Genomic DNA, 13375 nt, shown 5'->3' on the forward strand with positions numbered 1-13375 from the left:
ACGGTCGTCGATGCGGATGAAATCATCGTGCTCGACCATGGCCGGATCGCCGAACGGGGACGGCATGAGGAGCTTCTGGCGCGAGGCGGAAAATACGCGGCCATGTGGAACCGCCAGCGCGAGGCCGACGCCGCCCGCGAAAAGTTGAAGGAAACCGAGGAAGAGGGTTCGTCCGAGGCCGCTATGCTCCCTTCCCCGGAACTTTCAGCCGACCGCGGCGCCGCGACCGTAGATGCGTTGGTAAAGGAAGCGGGGTAGGCTATGACATCGGAACTGAACCCGAGAGCCGGAAAAGGACATATGGACAGCTTGACGTCAATCCTGGTGCCGATTCATCGCGAAGGCCATCGCTGGATCATTATCTTCGCGGCGGTCACCGTCGTGCTGTTCCTGATCTGGTACCCGCTTGGCTGGGTAGGTGTCGTCCTGACGCTCTGGTGCCTCTATTTCTTCCGCGACCCGGACCGGGTGACGCCCAAGCGCGGGGGGCTCGTCATCAGTCCCGCGGACGGCGTCGTCAACATGATTACGGAAGCGTCGCCGCCGCCGGAACTCGGCCTCGGCGACATGCGGCGTATGCGCGTCAGCATCTTCATGAACGTCTTTAACTGTCACGTGAACCGTTCGCCGATCGCCGGCAAAATCGTACGCGTCGCCTATCGGCCGGGACAGTTCCTCAATGCGAGCCTCGACAAGGCGAGCGACGACAACGAGCGCAATTCGCTCGTCATCGAGCGCGCCGACGGAGAGCGGATCGTCGTCGTCCAGATCGCCGGACTCGTCGCGCGACGCATCGTCTGCGACGTGGCCGAGGGCAAGGAACTGGAGGCGGGCGAGCGTTACGGCATCATCCGTTTCGGTAGCCGCCTTGATGTCTATCTGCCCGAAGGCGCGATCCCCCTGGTCGCCGTCGGCCAGACGGCTATATCCGGTGAGACGGTGCTCGCGGATTCGATCTCAGTCGAGCCGCATCATATCTGACAGGCGAGAGGACAAGCCCATGGCCAATCCCATGCCACCCTTCGGTCAGCGTCCCGACGGACGGCGCACGTTTCGCGGCCGTCGCGCCAGTCCTTTCGGGCCGATGCCCATCCGCACGATCATTCCGAACGCGCTCACCGTCCTCGCGCTTTGCGCGGGCCTCACGGCCATTCGTTTCGCGCTCGAAGGACGCTTCGAAGCGGCGGTCGCGGCCATCATCGTCGCTTCGGTTTTCGATGGGCTCGACGGGCGCGTGGCGCGGTTGCTTCAGGGCTCGACGCGGTTCGGCGCCGAACTCGACTCGCTCACGGATTTCGTGAATTTCGGCGTGGCCCCCGTCATCGTCCTCTATCTCTGGTCGTTGGGGGACATTGGTGGCATCGGCTGGATCGCGGTGCTGGGCTATGCGGTGTGCTGCGCGCTGCGTCTCGCGCGCTTCAACGTGGCGCTCGAAGATCCCGACAAGCCGGCCTGGACGGCGAATTATTTCGTCGGCGTGCCGGCGCCGGCCGGCGCGATGCTCGTCATGCTGCCGCTCTATCTGAGCTTCGTCGGCATGGACGGGCTCAAGGGGTTGCCGCTTCTCATCGCGGCACATTGCTTCCTCGTCGCCTTCCTGATGGTGAGCCGCATACCGACCTTCTCGGGCAAACGCATGGGTCTGCGCATCAAGCGGGATATGGTTCTGCCCATCTTGTTGCTGGTCGGGTTTTCGGCGGCGGTGATTCTGAACTATCCCTGGATCGCCTTCACCGCCCTGAGCGTCGGCTATCTCTGCATGATCCCGGTCGGCGTTTTGCGATATCGCCATCATCAGGCGCGCATGGCGGGCGCCCATTTGCCGGAAACCGACGATCTTCCCATCGACTGATGGATCGACCTGACCGGCCTTTTATCTCTTTAGTCGCGCTCCGACGCACCTGAGCGGCCAGCCTTTTCGGCCGACGCCGGATGGACCGCGGGAACGCGGCGCAGCGCACCCGAGGCGTCGAAAATGGGTTCGATGCGTCGGGGTTGGGAACTCGCCTGTACGGTCTGGTTCGACATCTCGATCTCGCTTTCGGTCGGACCCATGATTGGCACTCCTACCCGATCTGCATCGGGTTACCGAGAGCGCCTCTGGGCCCGCTCTGCATCCGTGCGTGGATGTAGATGAGTTTCAGTTTTCCGCCTTCCAATGCCCGGCTTCGCGCCAGCCATAGTTCGGCCTCGCTCATCAACATGGTGGCCTTTTCGGGCGGAAGTTGGGCGCTTTTAAGGTATGAGTGGAGCTGTTGCCAACCTGCCTGTATCAGCGCCACATATCTGGCCGTGAGATCGTCGCAGCTTTTGATCTGGTAGCGCAGCTCAGCCATCAGTTCCGTATAATCCCCGAGCGTCCAGAGCGTCGGCTTTCGCGGCTCGGCCGTGCGCCAGGCATCTATGATTTCGCTCTTCGTTCGATCCGCCAGTACGAAGTCCGTCATCAGCAGCGAGCCGTCATCGATCAGCGCATCAGACGCCAGGGCGAGGAATTTCTTGCGGTCGCGAAAGGAGAAAAGCGCCTCACGGGCAAAGATGGCGGCGTAGCGCCGGTCACCCAGTTTTTCGCTTTCGGGATCGCCGCAGCGGATGGGCGCGCGGTTGGTCATGCCGAGTTTCCCGGACAGGACGCCTCCGCGGAGGGCGAGGGCCGCGTCGCGCTCGATCCCTTCGATCGTCAGGTTGCAGGCATTCGCCACAGCCCTCATGCTGCCGCCGAGGCCCGGCGCGACGTCGAGACAGGGGTGTCCGGTGGGAAAAGGCAGGTTGCGAACGAGATCGACGAAGAAGCTGTCGCCGCCCGGCAGGCTGAAGCCTTCTCCCCAAATCTTCTGGATGATTTCAACGCGTTCTTCAGGCGGTGGGGCGGGTTCCGCTTGTGTGGATGTAGGAGCCTGTTTCGGGGCTGCGTCGGGCCGTCCGGGCCTTTTCGTACGGGCGGCGTCGATGAGCGGCAGATCCTTCACGTCGACGCCTTCCCACCAGGCGCGCAGGCGGAGCTTCAGGCCCGCGAAGGGCGATTGCTGCGACTTTCCGTCGGCCTTGTCTGCTGGCCTCGGGTTTTTAACGGATTTGAGCGGGGGCGGCACGGACGGCGGCTCCTCGCCGCCCGGCCGCTTTTCCGGGTGCTCGACCAGATATTTCTCGAGGGCCTGCCGATGCAAGTTGCTGAGTTTCCGCATCCGGCGGAACCGTGCGATCGCTTCGCCGGACATCTGCTCGAGGCTGGCTCTGAAGACGGCTTCGGACATGACTTCGAGCTCGGCGGTGCCGACGGTCGCGAGGTTGATACTTGTCGCCGTGCTCATCGTCATCCTGCCGCTCGTTCGCCGCAGTCAGACTCCATCCTGACCGCTGGCGGCGCCTGCTCCCTCCTGGAGCTGCGCCGGAAATAATCCACAGGCCGGCCGCTTCGCCGGTCCGAGGAAAGCCCATCGAAAACTTTTACCGATATGTGGTTAAAGGCCGGTTCACGGCTGGATGTCGGCCGTTGTGCGTCGGCACGATTTGTTTTTGCGCGCCGACCGCCTAAACTGGCGGTTCCACCGAGCCGGCGGGCATACCGGCTTCGGGTGGGAGGGTGGATTCAAGGCGGCGGGGGGCGACGCCATTTCAATGATACGACTTCTCAATCCGGTGCTTCGGGCGCCGCGCACCGTCATGGCGGTGTGCTTTCTACTGTGCATGATTGCCGAGGCGGGGCTTCCACGCCTGGCGCTGTCGTCGGACACGCGCGTATTTTTCGATCCAGGGAGTGCGGAGCTTCATGATCTCCAGAACTTCGAGCGCAAATACGGTCAGAATAACAGCGTACTGATGGTCGTCTGGGCCGGTGGCAAGAAGGTCACGAGCCCGGAGGCGCTCGCCGTCATCGGCGATCTCACGGCCAAAGCCTGGAAGCTGCCGCATTCGACACGCGTCGAATCGTTGACGAATTTTCCCCATGTCGCCTCGGATGCCGACAGCTTCGCCGTCGACGAACTCGTGCCGCATCCATCCAGCGTGACGCCGGAAGCGGCGGCGGCCGTCGAGCGGGAGGCGCTTTCGGACGACCTGGTGCGCAACCGCCTGCTCTCAAACGATGCAAAAGCCGCGGGTGTGGTCGTCAATTTCAATCTGCCCGACGAGGCGTCCAGGGAAGTACGCGAGATCGTCGCCGCCTCGCGCGCGCTCGCCGGCGAGATCGAAGCGGCGCATCCAGGCTACGAGGTGAAAGTCACCGGCAATGTCATCCTGATGGCGACATTCTCGGAAGCTGCCGTCAGCGACATGACTTTCCTCATACCGGTCAGTCTCATCGTCACGTCGCTGATCATGGTGCTCTTCGTTCGCGCGCTGAAGCCGAGCTTTGCGATCCTGACGCTGCTCGTCCTCTCCAGCGCATCGGCGATGGGCATTGCGGGTTGGCTCAATTTTCTTCTCAACCCGGCGAGCGTCGCAGCGCCGATCATCATCATGACCATCAACATGGCAGCCGCCGTGCGCATCGTGACCACGACGATGGCGGAGCTCGGGGCCGGCAAGAGCAAGGAAGAGGCGATCAGGGAATCGCTGCGCATCCATTTGCGGCCAGTCACGATGACAAATGCCACGAGTGCGCTCGGCTTCCTGTCGATGAACCTCGCCGACGCGCCCCCCTTCGTCGACCTCGGGAATCTGGTCGCGATGGGCATCGGCATCGCCTACATCTTCACCTTCACCTGGCTGCCCGCGATGCTGATGTTGACGCCGCTGACGCCGGCGACGAACCGGTCGGAGCGCGTCATGATTGCACTCGGCCGCTTCGTCAACCGCTTCTATATCGCGCTCTTCTTTCTTTGCGGTGTGCTCGTCGTGTCGTCGAGTTTCTGGCTCGCCAAAATCACCCTCGACGACGATTTCACGCATTATTTTGACCAGAGGTTCGAATATCGCCGTGCGTCGGATTTCGCCGAGAAGCATCTGACGGGATTGAACATCGTCGAGTTCGACATCGGCGCGGGGCGGGAGAGCGGCGTCTACGATCCGGGCTATCAGCGCAAGCTCGCCGATTTCGTGTCATGGCTGCGGGCGCAGCCGCATGTCGTGAGCGCTCTTTCGGTGGCGGACATTACGCGGCGGATCAACAAGTCCATCAATGCGGGCAAGCCGGGCGACCATGACACCATCCCCGACGATCCGAACCAGATCGCGCAGTATTTTCTGCTTTACGAGCTATCGCTGCCCTATGGCGCTTCGATCACGGACCAGATTAACGTCAGCCGTTCTTCGAGCCGCGTCACGGCCATTCTTTCGGAAGTGTCGTCGAGCGAGATCCGCAAGATCAACGAAGCGGCCCAGGCCTGGCTTGCAACGAACGCACCGCCCGAAATGCAAGCCAAGGGCATCAGCATCAACGTGCTCTTCTCGCATGTGTCGTGGGTCAATATCCGTTCGATGATCGGTGCGACCGTCATTTCGATGCTGCTCATCGCCGTGGTCGTGGCCGTCGCGCTCAGGAGCGTCACCTATGGCCTTCTCAGCATCCTCATGAACGTTCTGCCGAGCGTCGTGGGCTTCGGCGTCTGGGGACTGCTGATCGGACAGATTGGGCTCGCCGCTTCGGTGATTACGGCGATGACAATCGGACTTGTCGTCGACGATACGATCTATTTTCTGATCATGTATCAGGTCGCGCGAAAACGGGGACTGAGCTCGGAAGAGGCGAATAACGAAGTTTTCGCGACCGTCGGCGTGGCGATGCTCGTCATCACCCTGTCGCTGGCGGTCGGCTTCGGCGTTCTCATGTTTTCGGGTTTCGAGGTCAATCGAACGCTCGGCGCGCAAACGTCGATCGTCATCCTCGCCAATCTCTTCATCGACTGGATGATGCTGCCGCCACTTCTTCGCATGATGGATCGCAAGCGGCTCGTTCCGCTTCCTCCATCGGCTTAGAGGAGTTCGTTTACCTTAAAGGGGGAAAGCTGCCCGCTTTTATAGTTAATTATTTGCTAAAATTTGCATTTTCTTAAGGTTTATGATTCCTTACTCGGAGTATTCGAGTGAATGGGCTGGGCCAAAAAATGCGGACGTATGAGCAACTGACGGGAGCCGAAGGTCGGCGTATGTTTTACCGCGCCGAGCGGTACAAGCCGGAGGATCTGTTCAAGGAGATCGTTCCGGCGGTTTACTTTGGGAACGAAAGGGCGGCGCTGAAGAACATCAGCATGACCGGGATCGCCGCCCAGAGCAGCCAGGCGGACGCATGGGACGACCGGCTGGGCTCGGAAGTCCCCTTCGAACTCAAGGTCGGCGACGAGAGGCTCTATCACGGTTCGGGCCGCATCCGCCGGGTGGAGCCGCACGGCACACGCACCACGGTCGCGCTCGAATTCACCACCGGCTATCTCGACATTCCCTCGATCGTCACGGAGCACGACAATCTCCTGTTGACGCGCGCGCTGGCCGATCCGGCCTTCGGAACGTCGGAGGGCATCTTGCCGGAGTTCACGCAGCTCTGCGCCGAGATCGTCAATCTCTTCCGCTCCTACAAGGAAATTCTCGAAGCCTATGAGGCACGTCTCACCGCGACGGGTGAGGAGCGCGAGGACAAACTCCTCGAGGCGCTCATCGCCTGCGAGGACCGCATCGTTCCGCAGTGGAAGAACCTCTGGTATCACGGCAGCGATATTCTCGAGCCGGTGTGGAAAGATCCCGCCACGCTCGCGCGCCACAAGCGATACGCCGAACGGGTGCTGACGCCGGACTTCATGCCGGGTGCGGTGATGAAGCGCTGCTACGAGAAGCCCCTCGGCTATCCGGGCGACTACCAGATCATGAACTATGTTTATGAATGGAAGCGCGTCGGCAATACACCCTACGAAAAGCTGCTGCATCGCATCGGTATTGAGACCGGCGCCTGCGTCGGCACGCGCTTGCGCATGACGCAGAAGATCCTGGCCCAAACGATCGCTGCGGCGCCCGGCGACAAGGCGATCAACATCGCCAATCTCGGTTGCGGCTCGGCCTATGAGGTCTACGATTATTTGAAAATCGAACGCCTGCCGCGTCCCGTCAATTTCACGCTGATCGACCAGGACCAGCGCGCGCTCAGCCATGCCTATGAGCATGGCTATCGCGAGGTGACGCGCCATGCCGGCCGGGCAAAGATTCAGTGCTTGCAGGCCTCGTTCGCGCAGTTGCTGAAAGCCGGTGCCCTGTTCAGGACGCTGCCGCCTCAGGATGTGCTCTACAGCCTGGGTCTCTTCGACTATCTCTCGCATCGCCGGGCGAAGGCGCTAGCGCACGATCTCTACGAACAGGTCGCGCCGGGCGGCAAGCTCATCATCGCCAATGTGAAGCAGGGACGCGAGACCTGTCAGTGGCCGCTCGAATTCGTCACCGACTGGAGCCTGATCTATCGTACCGAAGACGACATGCGCGCGATGCTCGAAGGGCTCGATGTCACCAATGTGACGGTCGAGGAGGATGCGACGAAGTGCGTCTACCTGATGGTCGCCGACAAGCCGGCCTGACGGTCCGGCGGGACGTGCGCGTCAGCGCGCGCTCCAGCGGAGTTCATCGACGGGGTCGGGAGCGACGAAGCGGCTCTTCGGGAAGGTCGCGGTGACTATCGTGCCTTCGCCGACGGTGCTGTCCAGATCGACCGTACCGCCATGCAGGCTCATGATCTTGCGGACCAGCGGGAGGCCGAGGCCGGTACCTTGGTGGGTGCGCGACATCGCGTTCTCAACCTGCACGAAGGGTTCGAAGATGCGCATGATGTCGGCTTTCTTGATGCCAATGCCGGTGTCGCGCACGGAAAGCGTCAGATTGCCGGAAGCGTCGAGGCCGATCTCGATCCAGACGTGACCGCCCTCGGGCGTGAACTTGAGCGCGTTCGAGGTGAGGTTGATCGCGACCTGATTGAAGAGCCGAGGATCCGCGATGATCCAGGGAATGTCGTCGCGGACACGGAAAGAAAGATCGACGCCGAGCTCGGATGCTCGCTGGCGGAACATGCGCATCGCGCGGTTGAGAGACTCGACCGGATCGATCGGCTCTTCCTCCAGCAGAAGCTTGCCGGCCTCGGCCTTGGAGATGTCCAGGATGTCGTTGATGATGCTCAAGAGATGAGTGCCGCTCGAACGAATATCGCCGGCGTAGTCGGCATATTTCGGCTGGCCGACCGGACCGAACATCTGATTGGCGATAATTTCCGAAAAGCCGATGATGGCGTTGAGCGGCGTACGCAGCTCATGGCTCATGATGGCGAGGAAATCGTTCTTGGCGCGGTTCGCGGCTTCCGAGCGGCTCAGCAGGCGTTCCGAGCGCGTCCGCTCGCGACGCAGATACTCATTGTCGATGAAGCTTCTGCGGAGCTGATATTCCTGAATGTAATTGACGAAGACGCTGAACGCCGCCGCCGAGCACATGAAGGTGTTGTTGCTGATGAATATCTCGTTCGGCACAGGGTTGACGTAAATGGCAACCCATTCATAGGCGAGGACGGTCAGCAGAGACATCGCGGCGGTGTAGAGAAAGCTCAGGCGCCAGAGGCAGCTGCTGTAGCCGAGAACGACGACGAGCCCGCCGTAATAGAGATAGGCGCCGGGCGGCGCGGCGACGGCCGTCATGTAGACGACCGCGAGGCCCGGCACGATCATCGCGCTGGAAAGCATCCAGGCGGAGCGGTGCGTAAAGCGAGGCGAGTAGGTGCCTGCCACCAGCAGGAGAAGAAAGGGGCAGGCGACACCGAAGCGCGCCGCCCAAGCATCATAAGTCGCGTCGGGGATCGTGTAGTAGTCGAGAATGCCGAACATGCCGAAGACGACCGCGCCCATCACGATCGAGAGACGGGTGATGTTGATCTGGCGCGCGAAATTGTCCGCGCTGAAGCGATCCTCGACCTCGCGGTCGCGGAAGCGCAGCGTTATCAGCCCCATATCATAACTGCGTCCGTCTTCAGGAAGAACGGCGCTGTCGTCGCTACTCAATGCGGATCCCCGTGCAAAGGTGATCGGATCACAAGCCGGCATGCATGTCCGCCCATAGGCAACGGACGGGCCATGTTCACCTTTGTCCCATGGTGAGTCCTAAGATCGACTTAAGGTAATGGGCTGTTAACGATCTGGAAGGAAGCGCCGCCCGCGGCGATTTGGCCTGCCAAAGGCCTCGCAGATGATTGCATTTTACTAAAATTAAGCGAAAATTGAGGTTAATACTTGGGGTGCAGCCAGTGACAATTTCTGTGCGGAACAATTCGCAGGGTGCGGTCGTGCACACCGCCAGGAAAGGCACGCCCGGCGACTGGCTTTCGGCGGACGAGCGGCGCGAGGTGACGCGAAAATCGCTGCCGCGTGGCCTGCGCATACTCGGAACACATTACGTCCTCTACCTGGCGACCATTGTCGGAGCCGTTGCGCCGCTGCCGGCCTGGGCCAATCTTCTCTTCGCCGTCGCCAACGGTGCGCTGATTGGCCTCATCTTCCTGATCGGCCATGACAGCGGCCATTCGAGCTTCGTGCCGGGGCGGCGCGCGAACCTCTGGATAACGAGGATTGCCTTCACGCCTTGTCTGCACTCGCGGAGCTTGTGGGAGGTGGTGCATAACCGAATTCACCACACCTATACGAACCTCAAGGGATCGGATTACGTCTGGGCGCCGATGTCGAAGGCTGAGTATGACGCATCGTCCTGGCCGCGGCGGATGATGGAACGCGTCTATCGCGGGCCCTTCGGGCCGGTTTTCTATTACTGGATCGAATTCTGGATGAAGAAGCTGGTGCTGCCGATCTCGCCGGAGTCGCGCGGGGAATGGCGGCGTCATATGCCGGAGACGCTCTATGTGCTCCTGGTCGGAGGCGGCATGGTGGCCGGTATCGGGCTTCTCGGCCATTATCTCGCGCCGACGCGGCCGCTATGGCAGACCATGCTTGTCGGCTGGTTCATTCCTTTTGCCGTCTGGAACTACCTGATGGCGTTGTCGATCTTTCTTCAGCACAATCATCCGCAGGTGCCGTGGTTCGACAAAAAAGAAGAGTGGAGCTTCTATGGCGGCAACATCCGGGGTGCGGCGCATGTCGATCTGCCATTCGATTTTCTGCCTTTGTTCAAATGGGTGATGCTGCATAACGCCCATCACGCGCTGCCGTCCGTACCTATCTACCAACTGACGCAGGCACAGGCGAAGCTCATCGAAGCCTATGGCGACGACATCGTGCAGTACCGCTTCACGCTGGGCGCCTATCGGGCAATTTATCGGGCTTGCAAACTCTTCGACTATGAGCGCAAGCAGTGGACCGATTTCGAGGGGCGCCCGACGGCGGCGCCGATCGTCCTGTCGCGGGCGGCTGAAGGCACGGCGACGCTCGTTGGCCCCTCGCGCCGTTTCGCTGCGCGTTTGCCGCAGCGGCCCACCGCCGACGTCAAACGCGGTCGGACGGCAGCGAGGGCCGGCGATCGCGTCGCAGAAGGCGATTGAGCGCTTCGCCTTTTTATCTATAGAGCCCAGAAATAGACGGCGAGGATGGTGCCGAAGACGATGCGGTACCAGCCGAACACGACGAAGCTATGACGGCTGACGAAGCCGACGAGCCAGCGCACGACAAAGATCGCCGAAATGAAAGAAGCGACGAAGCCGATCGCGATCACGGCGCCGTCGTGGATGTCGAGCAGGTCGCGGTTTTTCCACAGGTCGAGAACGGTGGCACCGAGCATAGTCGGGATGGCGAGGAAGAAAGAAAACTCCGCCGCCGTCTTGCGCTCGACACCCAGCGTCAGCGCACCGAGAATGGTCGCACCCGAGCGCGAGACGCCGGGCACCATCGCCAGACATTGAAAGAGGCCGATCTTCAGCGAGGTCAGCGGCGTGATGTCCTCAATGGCGGAGAAGCGCGCCTGCGGACGCCACCGCTCAATGGCGAGGATGGCAACACCGCCCAGGATCAGCGACCCGCAGACGACGAGCGGGTTGAAGAGCGTCTCCTTGATGAAATCGTGCAGAAGGAAACCGAAGACCGCTGCCGGCAGAAAGGCGATCAGGATGGCGATCGCGAAGTGCCGCGCCGCCGGGTCGTCGACGAGGCCGAAAGCAACGGAGAAAAGCTTGCGCGCATAAAGAACGCAGATCGCCAGGATCGCGCCAAGCTGGATCACCACATCGAAGACGGTCGCAAGCGGATCGGGAAACCCGATCAGATTGCCGGCGATGATGAGATGGCCGGTGGAAGATACGGGCAGGAATTCGGTGACGCCCTCGACGATGCCGAGGAAAACGGCCTGCAGCAGAATCAGCATGTTCATCAGGGAAAGCTCTCGACGGGATTCGTGTAATTGGCCCGAGCCTAGCACAGCATTTGCGCCGCTTCGCCAGACGGTGTTTACCGCCGGTCCGCTGCGCGGCCATGGAGGTTTTCGGAACAACCGTTGAGGGTGCGGGTTGTTGAAGGCAGAGGGGACGCCTCACAAAAATCATCGAGGGATGACCCAATGAAATACAGAATTCTCGTTTCGGCGATTGCCGCAACCGGCGCGCTGGCTCTTGCGACGCCCGCCGCCGCCGCCGGACCCGAAATGACGACACCAGGCACCACCACGGATGTGCCGCCGACGCCGGGTGTGGCCAAAGGGGAGCCCGGCGGCGCGGGCGCCGCAAGCCTGCAGAACGTCGATACGAAGACCTACGTTCAGAAGGCCGCAATGACGGATCTCTTCGAAGTGCAGGCCGGTAAGCTTGCGCTGGAGAAATCCAAGGACAAGAACATACGGAAATTCGCGGAGCAGATGGTCACGGATCACACGACGACCACGACGAAGTTGCAGGCCGCGTTGAAGACCGGCGACGTGGACGTCTCGCCGCCTACCAAGCTCGACGCGCCCCACGCCGCCAAGCTGAAGGAGCTCACGGATGCATCCGGGGCCGAATTCGACCGTACCTATGTGCAGATGCAGGTCGCTGGACATCAGGAGGCGCTGCGTCTCCACCAGAGCTATGCGTCGTCGGGCGACAACGCAACACTGAAGGCACTGGCGGGAAAAACCGCTGAACTCGTCCAGCACCATCTGGACGAAGCGAAGGCCCTGAGCGGCAATAGCGGCTGACGAATGGCGCCGGCGAGCGGCGCGCCCCCATTTTCGGTGCTGCCGCGCGCCGCAGCGGAAAAGGCGCGCAAATCGGTTCATCCTGCGTTCAGCCGGACAATGAGAGCCTCCTTCATGCTGGGTCGATACCTGGTCATGAAGGAGGCACCTCATGGTGCGCATCGGAAAAACATCAATTCGGATCGCGCTCGCGGCGCTGGTCAGCGTCGGCGCGCTCAGCGCCTATGAAGGCTCCGCACAGGCGGCGGGCTGGCAGGATCAGAACAGGCACGACGGCGATCGAGGCGGCGACAGGGGAGGGGACCGGGGCCGCGATCGCGGCGGAGATCGTCCGCAACAGCGCGAACAAAGGCAGGAGCGTCGCCAGGAGCCGCCGCGCGCGCAGGAACAGCGACGGCAGGAGCAGCCTCGCCAATGGGGCGGCAATCCGGGGGGCGGTGGGCAGTGGAACCGGCCGGATCGTCAGCAGGCGCAACCGCAACGTCAGGAACAACCTCGCCAGCATTGGGGTTCAGCACCGAACGGTGGCGGATGGAATCGTCCCGAGCGCCGCCAGGCACAGCCACAGCGCCAGGAGCAGCCCCGACAGCAATGGGGTGGAATGCCGAACGGCGGCGGGTGGGACCGTCCAGACCGTCAGGAAGCGCGGTCCCCGCGCCCGGAACAGCCCCGCCAGCAATGGGGAAACAATCAGGGCGGTAACCGCTGGGAGCGTCCACAAGAGCAGCCGCGCGTCCAGAACAGGCCAGATTCCGACAGGAATGGCCGGAACGATTACGCCGGGCGGGACAATGATCGCAACCGGCGCGGCAATGAATGGCGCGCGGACGACAGGCGCGACGGCGACCGCGATCGGTATCGCAACGACCGCGACCGGCGTGACAATGATCGCAACCGGTACGACAACGACCGGGACCGCCACCGCGACCGCTGGTGGGACCACGACAACGACCGTCGCTGGTACCAGCATGGCTATGTTCACCACGTTCGCTACCGCTGGGATTACGACCCCTATTCGCGACCCTGGTTCGACTACGGGCGCTATCGCTATGTTCCCGCCTATGAGCCGCGCTATTACGGCTATTATGCACCCTATGTCGTGTACGGACGGACCTATTATGGCCCGGTGAACTGCGATCGCGTCGTTGTGGGTGCCGTCATGGGCGGCGTCGCCGGCGGGCTGATCGGCGCGGATCGCGGCAATGGCGTCGGCGGCGCGATCATCGGCGCGCTGATCGGCGGCTCCATCGGCCGGATGATCGACATGAGCGATCAGGCCTGTATCGGCCAGGTGCTCGAATATGCGCCGTCG

12 protein-coding genes and 1 pseudogene are annotated in these 13375 nt (G+C 61.9%); 8 read left to right on the forward strand and 5 right to left on the reverse strand.

What is annotated here, in order from left to right; translation table 11 throughout:
• From VMR03_RS14815 to pssA, 3 genes and pseudogenes are all read left to right on the forward strand, one after another.
• Positions 1-258, forward strand: a pseudogene (locus VMR03_RS14815) (metal ABC transporter permease); the annotation flags it as partial.
• 42 nt (positions 259-300) lie between these two features.
• Complete coding sequence (locus VMR03_RS14820) at positions 301-981, forward strand: phosphatidylserine decarboxylase (RefSeq protein WP_325406555.1); 681 nt, start codon at positions 301-303, stop codon at positions 979-981.
• 19 nt (positions 982-1000) lie between these two features.
• Positions 1001-1852 carry a CDP-diacylglycerol--serine O-phosphatidyltransferase gene (gene pssA / locus VMR03_RS14825; protein ID WP_325406557.1) on the forward strand — a complete coding sequence of 284 codons (852 nt, stop codon included), beginning with the start codon at positions 1001-1003 and terminating at the stop codon, positions 1850-1852.
• A gap of 29 nt (positions 1853-1881) precedes the next feature.
• Here the strand turns inward: pssA and VMR03_RS14830 are convergent, their stop codons facing one another.
• Together VMR03_RS14830 and VMR03_RS14835 are read right to left on the reverse strand one after the other, a co-directional pair.
• On the reverse strand, positions 1882-2055 hold the full coding sequence (locus VMR03_RS14830; RefSeq protein ID WP_325406559.1) for a hypothetical protein: 174 nt from the start codon (positions 2053-2055) through the stop codon (positions 1882-1884).
• Between the two features lie 11 nt (positions 2056-2066).
• Positions 2067-3311, reverse strand: a complete 1245-nt coding sequence (locus VMR03_RS14835; RefSeq protein ID WP_325406561.1) for a hypothetical protein — start codon at positions 3309-3311, stop codon at positions 2067-2069.
• A gap of 307 nt (positions 3312-3618) precedes the next feature.
• Between VMR03_RS14835 and VMR03_RS14840 the strand changes: the two genes are divergently transcribed.
• A complete protein-coding gene (locus tag VMR03_RS14840) occupies positions 3619-5916 on the forward strand; it encodes an efflux RND transporter permease subunit (protein WP_325406563.1) in 2298 nt (765 codons plus the stop codon).
• A 170-nt stretch (positions 5917-6086) separates the two neighbouring features.
• Positions 6087-7496: a hypothetical protein gene (locus tag VMR03_RS14845; RefSeq protein WP_325406565.1), complete on the forward strand. Its 1410-nt coding sequence runs from the start codon at positions 6087-6089 to the stop codon at positions 7494-7496.
• Positions 7497-7517: 21 nt separating this feature from the next.
• On the opposite strand, the gene VMR03_RS14850 is transcribed toward VMR03_RS14845, so the two are convergent.
• The gene (locus VMR03_RS14850; RefSeq protein WP_325406568.1) at positions 7518-8957 is read right to left on the reverse strand and encodes an ATP-binding protein; all 1440 of its coding nucleotides are present in this window, start codon (positions 8955-8957) and stop codon (positions 7518-7520) included.
• Between the two features lie 281 nt (positions 8958-9238).
• Here VMR03_RS14850 and VMR03_RS14855 point away from each other — a divergent pair, with 281 nt between their 5' ends.
• Entirely contained in the window at positions 9239-10444 is a 1206-nt protein-coding gene (locus tag VMR03_RS14855) for a fatty acid desaturase (protein ID WP_325406570.1), read from the forward strand.
• Positions 10445-10461: 17 nt separating this feature from the next.
• On the opposite strand, the gene VMR03_RS14860 is transcribed toward VMR03_RS14855, so the two are convergent.
• Positions 10462-11265 (reverse strand): undecaprenyl-diphosphate phosphatase, encoded by an 804-nt coding sequence (locus tag VMR03_RS14860; RefSeq protein WP_325406571.1) that lies wholly within the window; start codon positions 11263-11265, stop codon positions 10462-10464.
• A gap of 186 nt (positions 11266-11451) precedes the next feature.
• Here VMR03_RS14860 and VMR03_RS14865 point away from each other — a divergent pair, with 186 nt between their 5' ends.
• On the forward strand, positions 11452-12063 hold the full coding sequence (locus VMR03_RS14865) for a DUF4142 domain-containing protein (RefSeq protein WP_325406573.1): 612 nt from the start codon (positions 11452-11454) through the stop codon (positions 12061-12063).
• A gap of 172 nt (positions 12064-12235) precedes the next feature.
• On the opposite strand, the gene VMR03_RS14870 is transcribed toward VMR03_RS14865, so the two are convergent.
• A complete protein-coding gene (locus VMR03_RS14870; protein ID WP_325406575.1) occupies positions 12236-12568 on the reverse strand; it encodes a hypothetical protein in 333 nt (110 codons plus the stop codon).
• Between the two features lie 96 nt (positions 12569-12664).
• Between VMR03_RS14870 and VMR03_RS14875 the strand changes: the two genes are divergently transcribed.
• On the forward strand, positions 12665-13375 hold a 711-nt coding region (locus tag VMR03_RS14875; RefSeq protein ID WP_325406577.1), incomplete at its 3' end, for a glycine zipper 2TM domain-containing protein.

This window comes from Parvibaculum sp. (assembly GCF_035511255.1).
Taxonomy (GTDB): domain Bacteria; phylum Pseudomonadota; class Alphaproteobacteria; order Parvibaculales; family Parvibaculaceae; genus Parvibaculum.